This is a genomic window from Klebsiella sp. CN_Kp104, from assembly GCF_040064515.1.
Taxonomy (GTDB): Bacteria; Pseudomonadota; Gammaproteobacteria; order Enterobacterales; family Enterobacteriaceae; genus Klebsiella; species Klebsiella aerogenes.
Map to the genome: position 1 here is coordinate 16,298 of NZ_JBEAII010000034.1, position 19,512 is coordinate 35,809.

The window sequence follows — 19,512 nt, forward strand, 5'->3', positions numbered from 1 at the left end:
ACGCACACCGAGTGCACGTGCCGGGGTTCACTTGTTGCGGACGAGTTGTGGTTTCTATCCGCTAAGGAACCTTTAAAAACTGTCTAACTATCAGGGGCAGTTTTTAGAGGTTTCCTGCTATCTCTATTGCCTGATGGCGCTTCGCTTATCAGGCCTACAAGATACGATCCTGTAGGCCGGATAAGACGTTTACGTCGCCATCCGGCAACGAAAACAACTTACGCGCTGCGCTGCAGCAGCATCGACTTAATATGGCCGATAGCGCGCGTTGGGTTCAATCCCTTAGGACACACACTGACGCAGTTCATAATGCTGTGACAGCGGAATACGCTGAAAGCATCGCTCAGACCTTCCAGACGCTCGCTGGTTTCGGTATCGCGGCTGTCGATCAGGAAGCGATACGCGGCCAGAAGGCCTGCCGGGCCGATGAACTTGTCCGGGTTCCACCAGAACGACGGGCAAGAGGTCGAACAACATGCGCACAGAATACACTCGTACAGACCATCGAGTTTCTCGCGCTGCTCAGGCATCTGCAGATGCTCGCGAGCCGGAGGATTTTGCCCATTATTCAATAAGTAAGGCTTGATCTTCTCATATTGTGCGTAGAATTGCCCCATGTCTACCACCAAATCGCGGATAACCGGCAATCCAGGCAGTGGACGGATAACAATTTTCTTACCCGGCTGGTTCAGCGCGGAGATCGGCGTGATGCACGCCAGACCATTTTTACCGTTCATGTTCAGACCATCGGAACCGCACACCCCTTCACGGCAGGAGCGGCGGAACGACAGCGACGGATCTTTTTCTTTCAGCTGGATAAGCGCATCCAGCAACATCATGTCGCGACCTTCTTCCGCTTCGAGGGTGTAATCCTGCATATGCGGAGCGTCGTCAACATCCGGGTTATAGCGATAAATTGAAAACTCGAGTTTCATATTCCTGTCTCCGCATTAATAAGTACGAATCTTCGGCGGGAATGCCGGACGCAGTTTCGGTTCCATGTTGACCGCTCGACGCGTCATGGATTCCGACTCTGGCAGATACAGGGAATGGCACAGCCAGTTTTCATCATCACGTTCCGGGAAGTCGAAGCGGCTATGCGCGCCGCGGCTTTCGGTACGGAAGTTTGCGGATACCGCCGTGGAATAGGCAGTTTCCATCAGGTTATCCAGCTCCAGACACTCGACACGCTGGGTGTTGAACTCGCTGGAAGTGTCGTCCAGGCGCGCATTTTTCAGACGCTCGCGGATCTCTTTCAGTTTTTCCAGACCTTTGTGCATCGCGTCGCCTTCACGGAAGACCGAGAAGTTATGCTGCATACATTCCTGCAGCGCTTTACGGATAGCAACCGGATCTTCGCCGGAACGGGTGTTGTTCCAACGGTTGAGGCGGTCCAGGGAAGCTTCGACATCGGACTCGCTGGCAGCGCGCAGCGCGCCCTGCTCGGCGATGGATTCCTGCAGATGCAGACCCGCCGCGCGGCCGAAGACCACCAGGTCCAGCAGCGAGTTGCCGCCCAGACGGTTGGCGCCGTGTACCGATACGCAGGCGATTTCGCCAACGGCGAACAGGCCCGGGATCACCACATCTTCGCCCTTCTCGTTCACGGTCAGCGCCTGACCAGTTACTTTGGTCGGAATACCGCCCATCATGTAGTGGCAGGTTGGGATAACCGGAATCGGTTCTTTAACCGGGTCAACGTGGGCAAAGGTACGAGAAAGTTCAAGAATGCCCGGCAGACGGGATTCCAGCACTTCTTTACCCAGGTGATCCAGTTTCAGCTTGGCGTGTGGGCCCCACGGACCATCGCAGCCGCGGCCTTCGCGGATTTCGATCATGATGGAACGCGCCACCACGTCACGACCCGCCAGGTCTTTCGCGTTCGGCGCATAACGCTCCATAAAGCGCTCGCCGTGTTTGTTCAGCAGGTAACCGCCTTCGCCGCGGCAACCTTCGGTGACCAGTACCCCTGCCCCGGCGATACCGGTCGGGTGGAACTGCCACATTTCCATATCCTGCACCGGAACGCCCGCGCGCAAAGCCATACCGACGCCGTCACCGGTGTTGATGTGGGCGTTGGTGGTGGATTGATAAATACGGCCTGCACCGCCGGTCGCCAGCACCGTAGCGCGAGCTTTGAAGTACACCACTTCACCGGTTTCGATGCACAGAGCGGTACAACCGACCACCGCGCCGTCCTGGTTTTTCACCAGATCGAGGGCATACCATTCGGAGAAGATAGTGGTGTGGTTTTTCAGGTTCTGTTGATACAGGGTGTGCAGCAGCGCGTGACCGGTACGGTCGGCCGCCGCCGCGGTACGTGCCGCCTGCTCGCCGCCGAAGTTTTTCGACTGGCCGCCAAACGGACGCTGATAAATACGGCCGTCATCAAGACGGGAGAACGGCAGACCCATATGTTCCAGCTCAAGAATCGCTTCCGGGCCGGTCTTACACATATATTCGATGGCGTCCTGGTCGCCGATATAGTCCGACCCTTTTACGGTGTCGTACATGTGCCATTCCCAGTTATCTTCATGGGTATTACCGAGCGCGACGGTGATGCCACCCTGCGCGGAAACGGTATGGGAACGGGTAGGGAAAACTTTAGAGAGCAGCGCACAGGTCTGTCCGCTCTGGGAAATCTGCAGCGCCGCGCGCATACCTGCGCCGCCGGCACCAATTACAACTGCATCAAATTCTCTGACTGGCAATTTCATTACACACCCCACACCACAACAAATCCATAAAGAACGTAAGCCACCAGCGCCACAACGATAATCAGTTGCAGAACTAAGCGCACGGCCAGTGGTTTAACGTAGTCCGTCAACACCTGCCACATACCGATCCAGGCGTGAATCAGGATGGAAACGAGAGCCAGCAGGGTAAAGACTTTGGTGAACGCGGAGGAGAAGAATCCGGTCCAGATTTCCCAGGAGATCTCACCGGAGGTGGCGAAGAAGCCAACCATGTAGATGATGTAGAGGGTCAGAACGATGGCGGTAGCACGGACCAGAATAAAGTCATGTACGCCGTTGCGTCCCAGTGCTGAGGCGTTGCTTACCATACGAGGACTCCTGCGAGAAGTGAAAGCACGACAGTAATAACAAAAGAAATTTTGGCGGAGCGTGTCCCTGCTTCGAGGGTTTCTTCCAGATAGCCAAAGTCCATCAGCAGATGGCGGATACCGACAACGGCGTGATAAGCCAGCGCGGTGAGGATGCCCCACATGATGAACTTCACGAAGAAGCTATTCATGATGGAAGCGGCCGTCAGGAAGCCCTCCGGAGAGGAAAGGCTGGTGCCCAGCAACCAAAGCAGAATACCGACCGCCACAAAAGTGATCACACCGGATACGCGATGGAGAATGGACGCTATCGCCGTGATTGGGAATCGAATCGTTTGTAGATCCAGATTGACAGGTCTTTGTTTTTTCACATTTCTTACCATGAATAACGCCCACATGCTGTTCTTATTGTTTCCTTCCTCCGGTCTGCTTGCGGGTCAGACAGCGTCCTTTCTATAACCAGAAGTCATGTTAAAACCCCTTTCCAGGAGTAAAAGCGTGACCAAACAACGCTGGGTGGCTCGGGATTGCAGGGTGTTCCGGAGACCTGGCGGCAGTATAGGCCGTTCACAAAATCATTACAATTAACCTACATATAGTTTGTCGGGTTTTGTCCGGAACAGTGATCAAGGTCACGATTACAACATTATTTTAAATTTTAATCACCTGATTTGACAAATATTAAACATTCTTGTTACAACCATTACTAGATTAATGCAATAATGCCCAAAAGTTATGGGGTCACTCTTTCACCTGAGAATAAGTTATGTAACAGTGTGATGGTATTGACCGATGTAATCAGGACAGTTATTAGTGGTATACAGGTTTTAATATTCGGGCTGCTAAAACGCTGATTTGCTGCCGTTTCACTCCCGGGCTGAAGACGTACCATCAAGCGCCTGCGCTCTGTACCCTGCAATTTTCGCGACACAGAGCTGTGAGCAACATAACAATCTGGTAACGTAGTCAGGTTCGGGCCGAATGCAAATCCACCACCCGGCAGTCTTAAGCAATAAAAGGCGCTAAGGAGACCATAAATGTCTGATGCTAAAGCAAAAATCACCCTGGGTGGTGACACTGCTATTGAACTTGATGTGCTAAAAGGCACGCTCGGTCAGGATGTTATTGATATTCGTAGTCTTGGTTCAAAAGGTGTCTTCACCTTCGACCCCGGTTTCACTTCAACAGCCTCGTGTGAATCTAAAATTACTTTTATCGACGGCGATGAAGGGATCCTGCTCCACCGCGGTTTCCCGATCGATCAGCTGGCTACCGAGTCAAATTATCTTGAAGTGTGCTACATCCTGTTGAACGGCGAAAAACCAACTCAACAGCAGTACGACGAATTCAAAACTACCGTTACCCGCCACACCATGATCCACGAGCAGATTACCCGTCTGTTCCACGCGTTCCGCCGCGACTCTCACCCGATGGCGGTGATGTGCGGTATTACCGGCGCCCTGGCGGCGTTCTATCACGATTCCCTGGACGTAAATAACCCACGTCACCGTGAAATCGCCGCCTATCGTCTGCTGTCCAAAATGCCGACCATGGCAGCGATGTGTTACAAATATTCTATCGGCCAGCCTTTCGTGTATCCGCGCAACGATCTCTCCTACGCGGGTAACTTCCTGAATATGATGTTCTCCACGCCGTGCGAAACCTATGAGGTTAACCCGGTGCTGGAACGCGCGATGGACCGTATCCTGATCCTGCACGCTGACCACGAACAGAACGCCTCAACCTCTACCGTGCGTACCGCTGGCTCTTCCGGCGCTAACCCGTTCGCCTGCATCGCTGCGGGTATCGCCTCCCTGTGGGGGCCGGCGCACGGCGGCGCCAACGAAGCCGCGCTGAAAATGCTGGAAGAGATCAGCTCCGTTGAACACATTCCGGAATTCGTGCGCCGCGCGAAAGACAAGAATGACTCTTTCCGCCTGATGGGCTTCGGCCATCGCGTGTACAAGAACTACGATCCGCGCGCCACCGTAATGCGTGAAACCTGCCACGAAGTACTGAAAGAGCTGGGCACCAAGGACGATCTGCTGGAAGTGGCGATGGAACTTGAGCATATCGCGCTCAACGACCCGTACTTCATCGAGAAGAAACTGTATCCGAACGTCGATTTCTACTCCGGCATCATCCTGAAAGCGATGGGTATTCCATCCTCGATGTTTACCGTCATCTTCGCGATGGCGCGTACCGTCGGCTGGATTGCCCACTGGAACGAAATGCACAGCGACGGTATGAAAATTGCCCGTCCGCGTCAGCTGTATACCGGCTACCAGAAGCGCGATTTCAAGTCCGATCTCAAGAAGTAATTTCAACCCTGTTGGGGTTAGCAAAAAAAAATCGGGGACCTTCCCCGATTTTTTTTTATTTAAGCGTACAAAAAAATTTGAATCACTCAACAACTGGCGTTAGTGCTGGCAGCCAGGGCACCAGTAAAAGGGTCGCGATGACAGCATGGTTTTCTCAATGATACTGCCGCAGCGTTCGCAGGCCTCACCCTCGCGATGAAAAACCTTAAAGCGGAATAGCGCGCCATGATGTTTGTTTTCATCCACTTGCCCGCGAGTGCGGTAAGAAAGGCGCGGGATATCCAGCAGCGCGTGCGCCAGCGCATCGAGCTGCGTGTCATTGAGCTCGGCGGCCTTATGCTGCCCGGTCAGCCCCACCTGCCACAGGATCTCCACCCGCAGATAGTTACCAAGCCCGGCGAGAAACGCCTGGTCCAGCAACAGGCCGGAAAACTGGCGATTGCGAAATTTCGCCGATAACAGCCGCTCTCTGACCTGCCCGGCGGTTAACGTCATATCCAGCACATCCGGCCCGACCCGTTGTAAAAACGGATGATGGGCCAGCTGTTGCGCCGTCAGTATCTCAATCTCGGAGGCGCTATAGAGCAAAATCGCCTTGCGTGCGGTCTGTAACCTGACGCGCAGCACGCGGTTCGATTGCGGCTCAACGCCCGCATCCACCACGCGCCAGACGCCATACAGCTGGTTATGGCTATACAGCGTCAATCCGCCGGAGAAGTGGGTTAACAAGGCCTTGCCGCGGGTGGCGATATGGGTCACCCGCTGACCAATTAACTGAGTTTGATAAGGTTGCAACTGTGGAAAGGCGAACCAGGCTTCGGTTAATGGTTCGCCTTTGATAGCCGCCTCCAGGGTATCCGCCGCGCGGCGGATCTCCGGGCCTTCAGGCATAGTTTCGTCCTTCTGTTAGTGCGTGGCGCCGCCGCCAATTTTGACGTCGTCATCCTGTTCAAGGGCGACGGCAATCGCCGTTTCCAGCGCCGCACGTACCGTCGCGACCGACATACTCGCCTGCCCCGGGTGGGCCGCCGCCTGTTCAGGCAGATAAGGAATATGGATAAACCCGCCCTTCTGCCCGCTTTTTCCCTGCAGCTGATGCAGCAAACCATACATCACGTGATTGCAGACGAAGGTGCCCGCGGTTTGCGACACCGAGGCCGGGATCCCCTGCTGGCGCAACGCGCTAACGATCGCTTTGATCGGTAGCGTACTGAAGCATGCCGCGGGGCCGTCAGCGACGATCGGCTCATCGATCGGCTGCTGGCCTTTATTGTCGGGGATCCGCGCATCATCGACGTTGATAGCCACACGTTCGACGGTAATATCGACACGGCCTCCGGCCTGCCCGACGGCAATCGTTAGCTGCGGTTGATAGGTTTCCAGCGCGGCGTTCAGCACCGTTAGCGCCTCGCCGAACACGCAGGGTAACTGTTTAGCCACCACCTGCTGCCCGCGAATAATCATGCCATCAAGCTGCTTAACCACTTCCCATGAAGGATTAACCGTTTCGCCGCCGAACGGCTCAAAACCGGTAATTAATACGCCAGCCATCATCCCTCCTTACAGGAACATCAGGAAATAGAGTAAGAATACGTTGACGATCAGCAGCAGGATACCGGTCGGTACCTGGGCTTTAATCACCGCGTTTTTATCCGGCAGTTCCAGCAGCGCCGCCGGTACGATATTAAAGTTCGCCGCCATCGGCGTCATCAGCGTACCGCAGTAGCCGGAAAACATACCAATCGCCGCCATTACCGCCGGATTGCCGCCGTGCTGCAGAACTAAAATCGGAATGCCAACCCCGGCTGTCACAATCGGGAAAGCGGCAAAGGCATTGCCCATCACCATCGTCAACACCGCCATGCCGATGGCGTACACGGCCACGGCGATAAAGCGATTATCTACCGCCAGATAGTGCTCGGTCAGCCATGAAATGCTGGTTCCGACGCCCGCCGTGGTAAATAGCAGCCCCAGCACCGCGAGGATCTGCGGCAGGATAAAGGCCCAGCCGACGGAATCAAGCAAACGGCGCGCTTCCTGCATCGGCTGCGCCACCGTTTCATGGGTCATACGAATCGCCATCGCCAGGCCAATCAGCGTACCGACGGTCATCGAGAACAGGGTAATCAGCGTCGCGTGGTTGCCCGGCCCGAAGAGCGCCACCTGCCATGAAGGCAGATTGTTAAACAGCAGTACGCCAATGACGGTGACGACCGGAATCGCCAGCGCCGGATAGAAAAGTTTGTTGCCGAGGCGTTTCGCGCTGGCGGTTTTCTCTTCCTGGCTACGCTGATGGTAGCTGCCGAGGCGCACACCGCCAAAACCGGCGATCAGCGCCAGTACCACCACCACCCCGCCGACGGCGATATTCACCGCACGCTTATCGCCCACCAGTTGATACGTCCAGTCGCCGAGCAAGAACACCAGCCCGTACAGACCCCAGAACAGGCCGGTTGTCAGACGCCGCGGATTGCTTTTGTCGCGCCAGGACATGATAGCCACGACCAGCAGTACCGCGCCGGCCAGCCAGTATAAATACGTTTGCTGGAAGTTCATGCCGCACCGCCTTTCGCCTGCCCGGCGTTAACCCGGTCCAGCTCACGCTGGAGATGGCGATCGAGGCGCCACAGGCGCGCGGCGTGGATCAGGAAGGCGCAGATCGCCGTCGGGATCCCCCACAGGGCAATATGCAACGGTTCCGTCTGGATCCCGCCCGACTCCAGCATAAAGTTGTGCATGAAGATGATCGCGCCAAAGGCGACAAAAATATCTTCACCGAAAAACAGCCCGACGTTATCGGTCGCCGCCGACATCGCGCGCAGCCGGTAGCGCACATGACCCGGCAGCGGGCCAAAGCGCTTTTCCGCCGCCCCCTCCGCCATTGGCGCCAGCAGCGGGCGCACCATTTGCGGATGCCCGCCGAGGCTGGTCAATCCCAGGGCGGCGGTGGCTTCGCGCACAAACAGATAGACGATCAGCAGTCGTCCGGCGGTCGCGCTATGGATCTTCGCGATCCACGCCTGCGCCCGCTCTTTCAGACCATGTCGCTCCAGCAGCCCGATCACCGCCAGCGGCAGTAGCAGAATAAACGGCAGATTACGGGTATTGAGGAAGCCCTCGCCCAGTTTCTCCAGAATAGTGTCTATTGGCATATGCGCCGCCACGCCGGTGACGATCCCGGAGATTATCACCACCAGCACCGGGTTAAAGCGTAATACAAAACCGACCACAATCACGGCAATGCCGATCAGCGGCCAGAGGGATATCGCCTCTTGCATAATAACGTCCTGTTCAGTTGTGAGTGTTGTTTATTGTTTGATTTAATTATTATTAAAATACTCAGGCGGACGATTAATCGATGTCCGCGCTGACGTCAATATTGCGCCCGGCAAACGCGGCGCGCAGGCGTCGGGCGAAATCGAGCGCATGAGCGCCATCGCCATGCAGACAGACCGTTTCCGCCTTCACATGCGCCCATTCGCCGCTCAGGCTGCGCACCCGATTGTGCTGCACCATTTCCAGCGTTTGCGCCAGCGCCTGCTCTTCGCTCTCTATCAGCGCGCCCGGCTGGCTGCGCGGCACCAGGCTACCGTCGGCGAGATAACCGCGATCGGCGAAGACTTCCTGGCGCGTCGTCAGCTGATAGCGCTGTCCGGCGCGGATAAGCTCGCTCCCCGCCAGCCCGACCAGCACCAGGCCGGCGTCGGCATCGCGCACCGCACGGGCGATGGCATCGGCCAAAGCCGGCTCTTTCGCCGCCTGGTTGTACAACATGCCATGCGGTTTGACGTGCCGCAGCTCGCCGCCCTGAGCATGCACGATTGCCGCCAGCGCGCCAATTTGATACAGCACCTGGGCATAGACCGTCTCTGGCGGTAACTGCATCGCGGTGCGGCCGAAATTTTCCCGGTCCGGAAAGCTGGGGTGCGCGCCAATAGCGACGCCATTTTTCAGCGCCTCGCGCACACACTGCTGCATGAGCAGCGCATCGCCGGCGTGAAAGCCGCAGGCGATATTGGCGGAAGAGACCAGCTGCAGCAGCGCGCTATCGCTGGCGCAGCCTTCGCCGAGGTCGGCATTTAAATCAATTTTCATCGCTTAATCTCCAGGCCAGTTGTTCAAGGTAACGCTGCTGGTCGGCGCGCGCTTTCAGCGCGTCTTCCAGCGAACAGGGGACGAAATGGATCGGCTGACCCAGCGGAATTTGCGCCAGTTGGTACATATCGGCTTCAATAATGCACGCTATACGCGGATAGCCGCCGGTGGTCTGCGCATCGTTCATCAACACAATCGGCTGGCCGTTATGCGGCACCTGTACCACGCCGGGCAGCAGGCCATGGGAGAGCATTTCCCGGTCGGTTGTGCGTTTGAGCGGCTGGCCCTGCAGGCGGTAGCCCATCCGGTTGCTCTGCGGGCTAAGGCGCCACGGAGAACGCCAGAAAGACTCCTGCGACACGCTGTCGAATTCGTGATACTCCGGCCCCGGCAGCGCGCGAATAATATTGCCTATCGGCAGCTGTTTAACGCCGCGCGAGGCGCTAAAGCGGCGGGAGGATTTCCCAATCTTCAATTGATCGCCATCCTGCAACCGGCGCCCTTCGATTCCGCCGATACCGACTTTCAGATCGGTAGAGCGGGAACCTAAAACTTCAGGCACGTCGATACCGCCCGCCACCGCCAGGTAGCTGCGGATCCCATGCTGCGGCGTTTTCAACACCAGCCGCTGCCCGGCCTTCGCTTCCATTCGCCAGCCCAGCCAGACCGGCGCGCCGTCGAGCGTCGCTTCACAGGCGGCGCCAGTCAATGCGAACCAGCAATGGCGGGTAAACTGTACATCGACCTGACCCAGCGTAATTTCCAGCGCCGCCGTCTCCGGCGCATTGCCCACCAGCAGATTGGCAATGGTCATCGCCGGTTTATCCAGCGCGCCGCAGCGGCTAATTCCCCACTGGCGCTGGCCTTCCCGGCCGCCATCCTGTACCGAGGTGTACATGCCGGCGCGGATAAATTTCAACATACCCCCTCCTTCTGCGGCACAAAGCGCACGCGATCGCCAGAACGCAGCAGCACCGGCTCTTCACGCTTTGGATCGAATAATGCCAGCGGCGTGCGCCCCAGTAGCTGCCAGCCGCCCGGCGTCGCCAGCGGATAAATACCGGTTTGCGATCCGCCGATACCAACCGATCCCGCCGGTACCAGTACGCGCGGCTCGGCGCGACGCGGCATCGCCAGCTGCTCCGGCAGGCCGCCAAAGTACGGAAACCCCGGCTGGAAACCCAGAAACCACACCATGTACTCCACCGAAGAGTGCAGTTCGACCACCTGCTTTTCGCTCAATCCGCAATGGCGCGCGACGTCGCCAAGGTCTGGCCCCGCCTCGCCGCCATAGATAACCGGAATACTAATCTCGCGGGATTCCGGTTCCAGCGCTTCGCTCTCTTCCCACCAGCGCTGCAGCTTGTCAATCGCCTCCCACGCCATCTCCTGCGGGCGGCGCAGTACAACGGTGATGTTGTTCATCCCCGGTATCACTTCAACCACTTCTTCGTGGTCGGTTAACCGCTGCGTCAGGCCCCAGATACGTTTTTGGCTCTCCAGGGTCACCGGAGGCTCAAGCTCCAGGACCACCGCCGTTTCACCTAATAGATAACAACGCGCTCGCTGCACTTTTTTCTCTCTCATCAGGCCGGGTTAGGGATATCAATAAAGGTGACGTCCAGGTCGGTATTTTCCGTCAACCACTCGCTCAGAGCGCGAATACCGCCACGCTCGGTGGCATGATGGCCAGCGGCATAAAAATGCAACCCTTGCTCACGAGCGGAATGGATGGTCTGCTCAGACACTTCGCCGGTAATAAAGGCATCGACGCCAAAGCGGGCCGCGCTATCGATAAAGCTCTGGCCGCCACCGGTACACCAGGCGACGCGGGCGACTTTGTCTGGCCCGGTATCGCCGCACCACAGCGGTTTACGTCCCAATCGCGCTTCAATCCACGAGGCCAGTTCCAGCCCGGATACCGGCATAGACAGCTCGCCCCACGGCACCAATGGTTCGATTTCCCCCATCACGTTGATCCCCAGCAGTTGCGCCAGTTGGGCGTTATTGCCCAGTTCCGGATGCGCATCCAGCGGTAAATGCCAGCCATAAAGGTTGATATCGTTGGCCAGCAACGTTTTCAGCCGATTGCGCTTCATGCCGCGGATCACCGGCGACTCGCCTTTCCAGAAGTAGCCGTGATGCACAATCACCGCATCCGCCTGCAGACGCACGGCTTCATCGAGAAGCGCCTGGCTGGCGGTCACGCCGGTAACGATTTTCCGCACCGACTCCCGCCCTTCGACCTGCAGGCCATTCGGGGCGTAATCACTGATGGCCGCGCTATTCAGTTTTTCGTTAATTAATTGTTCCAGTTCGCTATTTTTCATTGCCGCTCCATCAGAAAATCAGTTTGTACAAACCTATAACATAACCACATCCGCCCGAGTCGTCGATAGCGACGCCAAAGGGTCTATTTCAGCCATTCGCATAATCGCCCAAATTGCCTCTTCCCCTCACCGCGCATTAGTGTATATTTATGCACTTATAAAGCATATTAAATAATCAGAAAGCCATTTAGGCCATGAATAACACCAGACAAGCGCTATTCATGCAGAAAGATCGACTTTCGTTTTACGGCCAGGAAATGAACGTTACATGAACAGACAAACTTCACAGCCACGGGCGATTTATTACGTCGTTGCGCTGCAAATTTGGGAATACTTCAGTTTTTACGGCATGCGGGCGCTGTTAATCCTGTACCTCACCAACCAGCTCAAGTACGACGATAACCACGCCTATACCCTGTTTAGCGCCTACTGCTCCCTGGTCTATGTCACCCCTATTCTCGGCGGCTTCCTCGCCGACAAACTGCTCGGTAACCGCATGGCGGTGATGCTCGGGGCGCTACTCATGGCTATCGGTCACCTGGTGCTCGGCGCCAGCGAAATCGCCCCCACCTTCCTCTATTTATCGCTGGCGATTATCGTTTGCGGTTACGGGCTGTTTAAATCCAACGTCAGCTGCCTGCTTGGCGAACTGTATGAGCCGACCGATCCGCGCCGCGATGGCGGCTTCTCGCTGATGTACGCCGCGGGAAATATTGGTTCGATCATCGCGCCTATCGCCTGCGGCTACGTGCAGGAAGAGTACAGCTGGGCGATGGGCTTTGCGCTGGCGGCAGTCGGTATGATTGCCGGTCTGGTGATCTTCCTCTGCGGCGGTCGCCACTTCCGCCATACCACCGGCGTTAACCGCGAGGCACTGCGCGCGCGGACCTTCCTCCTGCCGAACTGGGGCTGGCTGCTGGTATTGCTGGTGGCGACGCCGCTGTTGATTACCGTGCTGTTCTGGCAGGAGTGGTCGGTGTATGCGCTGATCGTCGCGACGGTGATTGGCCTGGCGGTACTGGCGCGTATTTACCTGCGCGCGGAGAACGACAAACAGCGTAAAGAGCTGCGTCTGATTATCGTCCTCACCGGTTTTAGCCTGCTGTTCTGGGCCTTTGCCCAGCAGGGCGGCAGCTCCATCAGCCTGTATATCGACCGCTTCGTGAACCGCCACGTCATGAGCTATGAAGTACCAACCGCGATGTTCCAGTCGGTTAACGCCTTCGCGGTAATGCTCTGCGGTATGGTGCTGGCATGGCTGGTCAAAGAGAACATCAAGGGCAACCGCACCGTGCGTATCTGGGGGAAATTCGCCCTCGGTCTGGGGCTAATGAGCGCCGGGTTCTGCATTCTGACTTTAAGCGCCCGCTGGTCGGCCGCTTATGGCCACTCCTCCATGCCGCTGATGGTACTGGGGCTGGCGGTGATGGGCTTCGCCGAACTGTTTATCGACCCGGTTGCGATGTCGCAAATCACCCGGATCGAAATCCCCGGCGTCACCGGGGTGCTGACCGGTATCTATATGCTGCTTTCCGGGGCGATCGCCAACTATCTGGCCGGCGTCATCGCCGACCAGACGTCGCAGGCGTCGTTTGATGCCGCGGGCGCGGTTAACTATTCGATTGAAGCCTACATCGACGTCTTCAGCCAGATCACCTGGGGCGCGCTGGCCTGCGTCGGCCTGGTGCTGGTCATCTGGCTGTATCACTCCGTGAAGGTCAAAACCCGCCAACTGGCGGTAGAATAGAAACTATCTGGCGGCTTCCCAGGCCGCCAGCGTCTCCAGCCGCGCCTGCTTATGGTCAACCAGCGGGCGCGGATACCTCAGCGTTACCCCCTGTTTATCCGCCCACAGCCACGGCTGATGCAGCGCTTTTTCTGGCACTTCAGCCAGTTCCGGCAGCCAGCGGCGAATAAACTCGCCCTGCTTATCAAATTTCTCGCCCTGGGTCGTCGGATTGAAAATACGAAAATAAGGGGCTGCATCGGTACCGGTCGAGGCCGCCCACTGCCAACCGCCGTTGTTGGCCGCCAAATCGCCGTCGATCAGTTGGCTCATGAAATAGCGCTCTCCTTGCCGCCAGTCGAGGCGCAGGTCTTTCGCCAGGAAGCTGGCGACAATCATCCGCAGGCGATTGTGCATCCAGCCGGTGGCGTTAAGCTGCCGCATGGCGGCATCGACGATGGGGAAACCGGTTTGCCCCTGTTGCCAGGCCTGCAGTTCATCCTCATTGCTGCGCCAGGCGACCTTGTCGGTCCAGGCGACAAACGGCCGGCCTTTACACAGTTTCGGGTAGTAAACCATCAGATGACGATAGAACTCGCGCCAGATAATCTCGTTCAGCCAGCTTGCGCCCGCTTCGCCATCCAGCGCGCCGGGCTGCTCCCGTAACAAGCGATGCAGGCACTGGCGCGGCGACAGTACGCCTACCGCGAGACACGGCGATAGCCGGCTGGTTCCCTCTATCGCCGGAAAATCGCGCTGCTGGTCGTAATCCGCCGCCGGCTGCTGACAAAACGCGCGCAATCGAGCCAGCGCCGTTTTTTCATCCGCCGCGAACAGATCGGTGTCGAACGGCGTTTGCGGATAGTTGATCTCAGGCAGCGGCGAGGCCTGTCGGATGGCTGACTGGCGCGGTTTCGGCGCCGCCACGCACTCCGGCAGCCCTTCACGCAGGCGGCGGATAAAGGCATTTTTAAACGGCGTAAAGACTTTATACATCTCACGGTTGCCGGTCATCACGCTGCCCGGCGGCAACAGCACGCTGTCATCAAACCCCTGGCAGGTGACTTCTTTCAGGATTTTCTCAACACCGGCGTCGCGCTGGCGCTCATTAAACTCATACTGATAATTATAAAATAGATGGCTAACCTGGTGCTGTTTACAGATGCGCGTCAGCAGCTCGATGCTGGCGGCGAAATTGTCCGCTTCTTCAACCAGCAGCGGAATACCGCGTTCCGCCAACGCCGCGTGGAGGCTGCGTAAATGGCTGGCGATAAAGGCCGCCTGGCGCGGCGCCATGTGATGTTGGCGCCACTGTTCTGGCGTAGCGATATACAGCGCCAGCACCTGCGCCTGCGGCTCGCGGCAGGCGGCGGCCAGCGCCAGATTATCGTTAAGGCGTAAATCCATGCGAAACCAGACCAAATGGGTGGCCATAAAACTCCTCACTCTCCGTAAGCAAAACTCAGCACTCAGGCCGGCAAAATAGCGCGCTGCGGTAAAATACGCACCTGCCAATTCTGCCACGGCGCGTGAAAGCTAAGTGTAGACAGCAGACGAAAAAAAACCGCCGGTCGTCAACCGGCGGTTTTGATATTCGTCGCAGCAGCGCGGATTTAGTAGAAGTCATGCGCGGCTTTTTCCGCCTGCGCCATCCATACCGGCTGTTCGCTGGTTTTCGCCCATACCCGATGCAGCCAGCTGTAATAACGGGCGCGATCTTTCCAGAACAGCATTACCGGCAGCGCAGCGACCCCGGCCACGACGGCGAAAGCGCGACGCATCAGGATAATGTGAGCAGGATAAGCTTTGTACAACGCCATAATTTCTCTCCCCTTTGTCAGGCCGGCAAGCAACGCCGGTAAATGTCACAATGTTTGTCTGCACAAATAGTACCGCGCTGGTTGTAATTTTACTACTCATCCGACCACTAAAAAGCACTTATTTATACTTAATTTACATTCACGGCGTAACTGAGTTACAAAAAAGTTAAATTAATACTAACCATTAGTTAAATTGTGCCTTTAGCCATTTTTATACTTTTTTTACACCGCCCGCGGCGATTTTTGCGAAATCTTTGCGCCGAAATTCCTACCCTCTCGGTATATCAATAAGAGACACACCCGGAGGTGGAAAGTGACTACAGGCATCATTGCCGGCGTAACGCTGGTGTTCCTGCTGCTGGCGTATCTGGTCTATGCCCTGATACATGCGGAGGCATTCTGATGGCCGCGCAAGGGTTCTTACTTATCGCCAGCTTCCTGCTGGTACTGCTGGTGCTGGCGCGGCCACTCGGTTCGCTGCTGGCGCGAATGATAAACGACGTTCCGCTCCCGGGGCTTGCCGGCGTTGAGCGCGGTATCTGGCGGCTGGCGGGGATTCGCCGCCAGGAGATGGACTGGCGGCAGTACTTGATCGCCATTGTGCTGTTTAACGCCATTGGTCTCGCGGCGCTGATGGCGCTGCTGATGTGCCAGGGGTGGCTGCCGTTCAATCCGCAGCACTTCCCCAGCCTGTCATGGGATTTAGCGTTGAATACCGCGGTCAGTTTCGTCAGCAACACCAACTGGCAGGCCTACGCCGGGGAAACCACCATGAGCTATCTCAGCCAGATGGTGGGCCTGGCGGTGCAAAACTTCCTGTCGGCCGCGACCGGTATTGCGGTGATCTTCGTGCTGACCCGCGCCTGGGCGCGACAGAAAGTCAGCACCCTCGGCAACGCCTGGGTCGACCTGACCCGCATTACGCTGTGGCTGCTACTGCCTCTTTCTCTGCTGATCGCGCTGTTCTTTGTGCAACAGGGCGTGCCGCAGAACCTGCAGGCTTATCAGCCGTTCACCAGCCTGGAAGGCGTTCGCCAGTGGCTGCCGATGGGGCCGGTCGCCTCGCAGGAAGCGATCAAAATGCTCGGTACCAACGGCGGCGGTTTCTTTAATGCCAACTCATCGCATCCGTTTGAGAACCCGACGGCGTTAACCAACCTGGTGCAGATGCTGGCGATCTTCCTGATCCCGGCGGCGCTGTGTTTTGCCTTTGGCGAAGCGGTCGGCGATCGCCGTCAGGGACGCGCCATCCTGTGGGCGATGGCGCTGATTTTCGTGGTCTGCGTGGCGGTGGTGATGTGGGCGGAAACCCGCGGAAATCCGCATCTGCTCAGCCTTGGCGCCGACAGCAGCCTGAATATGGAAGGGAAAGAGAGCCGCTTTGGCATTCTCGCCAGCAGCCTGTTTGCGGTGGTCACTACTGCGGCCTCCTGCGGCGCGGTCAACGCGATGCATGATTCCTTCACCGCGCTGGGCGGTATGGTGCCGATGTGGTTGATGCAGATTGGCGAGGTGGTCTTCGGCGGCGTAGGCTCCGGGCTATACGGCATGCTGCTGTTCGTCATGCTGGCGGTATTTATCGCCGGGTTGATGATTGGCCGCACGCCGGAATATCTCGGCAAGAAAATCGACGTGCGCGAAATGAAAATGATCGCGCTGGCGATTCTGGTGACCCCGACGCTGGTACTGCTCGGCACCGCGCTGGCGATGATGACCGAAGCCGGACGCAGCGCCATGTTGAATCCTGGGCCGCACGGCTTTAGCGAAGTGTTGTACGCCGTCACCTCGGCGGCCAACAACAACGGCAGCGCCTTCGGCGGCTTAAGCGCCGGCACGACATTCTGGAACCTGCTGCTGGCGTTCTGCATGCTGGTGGGCCGCTTCGGGGTGATCGTCCCGGTGATGGCGATTGCCGGGTCGCTGGTGAATAAGAAAATTCAGCCCGCCAGCTCCGGCACGCTCGCCACCCACGACGCGCTGTTTATCGGCCTGCTTATCGGCACCGTCCTGCTGGTCGGCGCCCTGACCTTTATCCCCGCACTGGCGCTCGGCCCGGTGGCGGAACACTTCTCTTTACTTTAAGCGATGCGGAGCAGCCTGTTATGAGTCGCAAACAATTAGCCCTGCTGGAGCCGACGCTGGTGCGTCAGGCGCTGCTGGATGCGGTGAAAAAACTCAGCCCCTCGGTGCAGTGGCGTAACCCGGTGATGTTTATCGTCTGGATTGGCAGCGTACTGACCACCCTGCTGGCGATGGCCATGGCCGGGGGGTATCTCACGGGTCACACCGGCTTTACCGCCGCCGTCAGCCTGTGGTTATGGTTTACCGTGCTGTTCGCCAATTTCGCCGAAGCCATGGCCGAAGGCCGTAGTAAAGCGCAGGCCAACAGCCTGAAAGGGGTGAAGAAAACCGCTTTCGCCCGTAAGCTGCGCGCGCCGCAGCACGATGCTCCGATGGATCACGTCCCGGCGGAAGAGTTACGCAAAGGCGATATCGTGCTGGTCGAAGCTGGCGACATTATCCCCTGCGACGGCGAAGTGATCGAAGGCGGCGCTTCGGTAGATGAAAGCGCCATCACCGGGGAATCCGCGCCGGTGATCCGCGAGTCCGGCGGCGATTTCGCCTCGGTCACCGGCGGCACCCGGATCCTCTCTGACTGGCTGGTGATCCGCTGCAGCGTCAACCCTGGCGAAACCTTCCTTGACCGGATGATCGCTATGGTTGAAGGCGCGCAGCGCCGTAAAACTCCAAACGAAATCGCGCTGACGATCCTGCTGATCGCCCTGACGCTGGTGTTCCTGCTGGCCACCGCCACCATCTGGCCCTTCTCGGCGTGGAGCGGTAATGCGGTTAGCGTTACCGTGCTGGTCGCGCTGCTGGTGTGTCTGATCCCGACCACCATCGGCGGCCTGCTCTCCGCTATCGGCGTCGCCGGGATGAGCCGGATGCTCGGCGCCAACGTCATCGCCACCAGCGGCCGCGCGGTGGAAGCCGCCGGCGATGTCGACGTACTGCTGCTGGATAAAACCGGCACCATCACCCTCGGCAACCGTCAGGCCTCGGCTTTCCTGCCGGCTCGCGGCGTCGAAGAGCGCGTATTGGCCGACGCCGCCCAACTGTCGTCGCTGGCGGATGAAACGCCGGAAGGCCGCAGCATCGTGGTACTGGCGAAACAGCGCTTTAATTTGCGCGAACGCGACCTGCAGTCGCTGCACGCCACATTTGTCCCCTTTACCGCCCAGACCCGTATGAGCGGTATCAACATCGACCAACGCATGATCCGCAAAGGGTCGGTGGACGCGATTCGCCGCCATATCGAAGCTAACGGCGGCCACTTCCCGGCCGATGTCGATAAGCAGGTAGAAGAGGTCGCCCGCCAGGGGGCCACGCCGCTGGTGGTGGCGGAAGGCGAACGCGTGCTGGGCATTATTTCGCTCAAAGATATCGTCAAAGGCGGCATTAAAGAGCGTTTCGCCCAGCTGCGCAAAATGGGCATTAAAACGGTGATGATCACCGGTGATAACCGCCTGACCGCCGCCGCCATCGCCGCCGAAGCGGGGGTTGATGATTTTCTGGCCGAAGCGACGCCGGAAGCCAAGCTGGCGCTGATTCGTCAGTATCAGTCGGAAGGACGGCTGGTGGCGATGACCGGTGACGGTACCAACGACGCCCCGGCGCTGGCGCAGGCTGATGTGGCGGTCGCGATGAACTCCGGCACCCAGGCAGCAAAAGAGGCGGGCAATATGGTGGATCTCGACTCGAACCCGACCAAGCTGATTGAAGTGGTGCATATCGGTAAACAGATGCTGATGACCCGTGGGTCGTTAACCACATTCAGTATCGCCAACGACGTCGCCAAGTATTTCGCGATTATTCCGGCCGCCTTCGCCGCCGCCTATCCGCAGCTGGCGATGCTGAACGTGATGCATCTGCACTCGCCCTCTTCGGCGATCATGAGCGCGGTTATTTTCAACGCCCTGATTATCGTCTGCCTGATCCCTTTAGCGCTGAAGGGCGTGAGCTATCGTCCGCTGTCGGCATCGGCGATGCTGCGCCGCAACCTGTGGGTTTACGGCCTCGGCGGGCTGATTGTGCCGTTTGTCGGTATTAAAGCTATCGACCTGTTGCTGACCCTGACCGGTCTGGTGTGAGGAAA

At 57.8% G+C, this 19,512-nt stretch carries 19 protein-coding genes; 5 read left to right on the forward strand and 14 right to left on the reverse strand.

The annotated features are described in order from the left end of the window. Positions 1–218: 218 nt before the first annotated feature. From sdhB to sdhC, 4 genes are read right to left on the reverse strand one after another with little or no spacing between them, the layout of a single operon-like run. The gene (gene sdhB, locus ABLU80_RS17795; RefSeq protein WP_008805686.1) at positions 219–935 is read right to left on the reverse strand and encodes a succinate dehydrogenase iron-sulfur subunit SdhB; all 717 of its coding nucleotides are present in this window, start codon (positions 933–935) and stop codon (positions 219–221) included. Between the two features lie 15 nt (positions 936–950). Further along, complete coding sequence (gene sdhA / locus ABLU80_RS17800; protein WP_015367673.1) at positions 951–2,717, reverse strand: succinate dehydrogenase flavoprotein subunit; 1,767 nt, start codon at positions 2,715–2,717, stop codon at positions 951–953. Beyond that, entirely contained in the window at positions 2,717–3,064 is a 348-nt protein-coding gene (gene sdhD, locus ABLU80_RS17805; RefSeq protein WP_015367674.1) for a succinate dehydrogenase membrane anchor subunit, read from the reverse strand. The genes sdhA and sdhD overlap by 1 nt, the downstream gene beginning before the upstream one ends. Further along, the gene (sdhC, locus tag ABLU80_RS17810; protein WP_020079340.1) at positions 3,058–3,462 is read right to left on the reverse strand and encodes a succinate dehydrogenase cytochrome b556 subunit; all 405 of its coding nucleotides are present in this window, start codon (positions 3,460–3,462) and stop codon (positions 3,058–3,060) included. The genes sdhD and sdhC overlap by 7 nt, the downstream gene beginning before the upstream one ends. 639 nt (positions 3,463–4,101) lie before the next feature. Between sdhC and gltA the strand changes: the two genes are divergently transcribed. Beyond that, positions 4,102–5,385, forward strand: coding sequence for a citrate synthase (gltA, locus tag ABLU80_RS17815; RefSeq protein ID WP_015367676.1), 1,284 nt, complete (start codon positions 4,102–4,104; stop codon positions 5,383–5,385). Positions 5,386–5,484: 99 nt separating this feature from the next. Here gltA and nei read toward each other — a convergent pair whose 3' ends face one another. The 8 genes from nei to ybgI all read right to left on the reverse strand — a co-directional run bounded on the left by nei (position 5,485) and on the right by ybgI (position 11,810). Continuing rightward, positions 5,485–6,276 carry an endonuclease VIII gene (nei, locus tag ABLU80_RS17820; protein WP_015367677.1) on the reverse strand — a complete coding sequence of 264 codons (792 nt, stop codon included), beginning with the start codon at positions 6,274–6,276 and terminating at the stop codon, positions 5,485–5,487. A gap of 15 nt (positions 6,277–6,291) precedes the next feature. Further along, entirely contained in the window at positions 6,292–6,936 is a 645-nt protein-coding gene (gene pcp, locus ABLU80_RS17825) for a pyroglutamyl-peptidase I (protein ID WP_015367678.1), read from the reverse strand. 9 nt (positions 6,937–6,945) lie between these two features. Then, the gene (locus ABLU80_RS17830) at positions 6,946–7,941 is read right to left on the reverse strand and encodes a DUF979 domain-containing protein (RefSeq protein ID WP_015367679.1); all 996 of its coding nucleotides are present in this window, start codon (positions 7,939–7,941) and stop codon (positions 6,946–6,948) included. Beyond that, positions 7,938–8,663 (reverse strand): DUF969 domain-containing protein, encoded by a 726-nt coding sequence (locus tag ABLU80_RS17835; protein ID WP_047080597.1) that lies wholly within the window; start codon positions 8,661–8,663, stop codon positions 7,938–7,940. The genes ABLU80_RS17830 and ABLU80_RS17835 overlap by 4 nt, the downstream gene beginning before the upstream one ends. Before the next feature lie 73 nt (positions 8,664–8,736). Beyond that, positions 8,737–9,480, reverse strand: coding sequence for a 5-oxoprolinase subunit PxpA (pxpA, locus tag ABLU80_RS17840; RefSeq protein WP_045362033.1), 744 nt, complete (start codon positions 9,478–9,480; stop codon positions 8,737–8,739). Further along, entirely contained in the window at positions 9,470–10,402 is a 933-nt protein-coding gene (pxpC, locus tag ABLU80_RS17845; protein ID WP_047080596.1) for a 5-oxoprolinase subunit PxpC, read from the reverse strand. Before pxpC ends, pxpA begins: the two co-directional genes overlap by 11 nt. Then, on the reverse strand, positions 10,396–11,052 hold the full coding sequence (gene pxpB / locus ABLU80_RS17850; RefSeq protein ID WP_015704760.1) for a 5-oxoprolinase subunit PxpB: 657 nt from the start codon (positions 11,050–11,052) through the stop codon (positions 10,396–10,398). Before pxpB ends, pxpC begins: the two co-directional genes overlap by 7 nt. Before the next feature lie 14 nt (positions 11,053–11,066). Continuing rightward, a complete protein-coding gene (gene ybgI / locus ABLU80_RS17855; RefSeq protein ID WP_015367684.1) occupies positions 11,067–11,810 on the reverse strand; it encodes a radiation resistance protein YbgI in 744 nt (247 codons plus the stop codon). A 268-nt stretch (positions 11,811–12,078) separates the two neighbouring features. Here ybgI and dtpD point away from each other — a divergent pair, with 268 nt between their 5' ends. Further along, positions 12,079–13,557, forward strand: coding sequence for a dipeptide permease DtpD (dtpD, locus tag ABLU80_RS17860; protein WP_015704759.1), 1,479 nt, complete (start codon positions 12,079–12,081; stop codon positions 13,555–13,557). Positions 13,558–13,560: 3 nt separating this feature from the next. On the opposite strand, the gene phrB is transcribed toward dtpD, so the two are convergent. Further along, positions 13,561–14,970, reverse strand: coding sequence for a deoxyribodipyrimidine photo-lyase (phrB, locus tag ABLU80_RS17865; RefSeq protein WP_015704758.1), 1,410 nt, complete (start codon positions 14,968–14,970; stop codon positions 13,561–13,563). A gap of 179 nt (positions 14,971–15,149) precedes the next feature. After that, positions 15,150–15,356 carry a DUF2517 family protein gene (locus ABLU80_RS17870; protein ID WP_015367687.1) on the reverse strand — a complete coding sequence of 69 codons (207 nt, stop codon included), beginning with the start codon at positions 15,354–15,356 and terminating at the stop codon, positions 15,150–15,152. A gap of 313 nt (positions 15,357–15,669) precedes the next feature. Between ABLU80_RS17870 and kdpF the strand changes: the two genes are divergently transcribed. The 3 genes from kdpF to kdpB are packed head-to-tail and all read left to right on the forward strand — an operon-like array spanning position 15,670 to position 19,507. Beyond that, positions 15,670–15,759, forward strand: coding sequence for a K(+)-transporting ATPase subunit F (kdpF, locus tag ABLU80_RS17875; RefSeq protein ID WP_020079348.1), 90 nt, complete (start codon positions 15,670–15,672; stop codon positions 15,757–15,759). Next, positions 15,759–17,438, forward strand: coding sequence for a potassium-transporting ATPase subunit KdpA (gene kdpA, locus ABLU80_RS17880; protein ID WP_032705584.1), 1,680 nt, complete (start codon positions 15,759–15,761; stop codon positions 17,436–17,438). Before kdpF ends, kdpA begins: the two co-directional genes overlap by 1 nt. A gap of 20 nt (positions 17,439–17,458) precedes the next feature. After that, positions 17,459–19,507, forward strand: a complete 2,049-nt coding sequence (gene kdpB / locus ABLU80_RS17885; protein WP_126028432.1) for a potassium-transporting ATPase subunit KdpB — start codon at positions 17,459–17,461, stop codon at positions 19,505–19,507. Positions 19,508–19,512: the final 5 nt, after the last annotated feature.

Coding starts and splice junctions, on each gene's coding strand:
- sdhB (WP_008805686.1), bottom strand. CDS start 935: ATGAAACTCGAGTTTTCAATTTATCGCTATAACCCGGATGTTGACGAC.
- sdhA (WP_015367673.1), bottom strand. CDS start 2,717: ATGAAATTGCCAGTCAGAGAATTTGATGCAGTTGTAATTGGTGCCGGC.
- sdhD (WP_015367674.1), bottom strand. CDS start 3,064: ATGGTAAGCAACGCCTCAGCACTGGGACGCAACGGCGTACATGACTTT.
- sdhC (WP_020079340.1), bottom strand. CDS start 3,462: ATGTGGGCGTTATTCATGGTAAGAAATGTGAAAAAACAAAGACCTGTC.
- gltA (WP_015367676.1), top strand. CDS start 4,102: ATGTCTGATGCTAAAGCAAAAATCACCCTGGGTGGTGACACTGCTATT.
- nei (WP_015367677.1), bottom strand. CDS start 6,276: ATGCCTGAAGGCCCGGAGATCCGCCGCGCGGCGGATACCCTGGAGGCG.
- pcp (WP_015367678.1), bottom strand. CDS start 6,936: ATGGCTGGCGTATTAATTACCGGTTTTGAGCCGTTCGGCGGCGAAACG.
- ABLU80_RS17830 (WP_015367679.1), bottom strand. CDS start 7,941: ATGAACTTCCAGCAAACGTATTTATACTGGCTGGCCGGCGCGGTACTG.
- ABLU80_RS17835 (WP_047080597.1), bottom strand. CDS start 8,663: ATGCAAGAGGCGATATCCCTCTGGCCGCTGATCGGCATTGCCGTGATT.
- pxpA (WP_045362033.1), bottom strand. CDS start 9,480: ATGAAAATTGATTTAAATGCCGACCTCGGCGAAGGCTGCGCCAGCGAT.
- pxpC (WP_047080596.1), bottom strand. CDS start 10,402: ATGTTGAAATTTATCCGCGCCGGCATGTACACCTCGGTACAGGATGGC.
- ybgI (WP_015367684.1), bottom strand. CDS start 11,810: ATGAAAAATAGCGAACTGGAACAATTAATTAACGAAAAACTGAATAGC.
- dtpD (WP_015704759.1), top strand. CDS start 12,079: ATGAACAGACAAACTTCACAGCCACGGGCGATTTATTACGTCGTTGCG.
- phrB (WP_015704758.1), bottom strand. CDS start 14,970: ATGGCCACCCATTTGGTCTGGTTTCGCATGGATTTACGCCTTAACGAT.
- ABLU80_RS17870 (WP_015367687.1), bottom strand. CDS start 15,356: ATGGCGTTGTACAAAGCTTATCCTGCTCACATTATCCTGATGCGTCGC.
- kdpA (WP_032705584.1), top strand. CDS start 15,759: ATGGCCGCGCAAGGGTTCTTACTTATCGCCAGCTTCCTGCTGGTACTG.
- kdpB (WP_126028432.1), top strand. CDS start 17,459: ATGAGTCGCAAACAATTAGCCCTGCTGGAGCCGACGCTGGTGCGTCAG.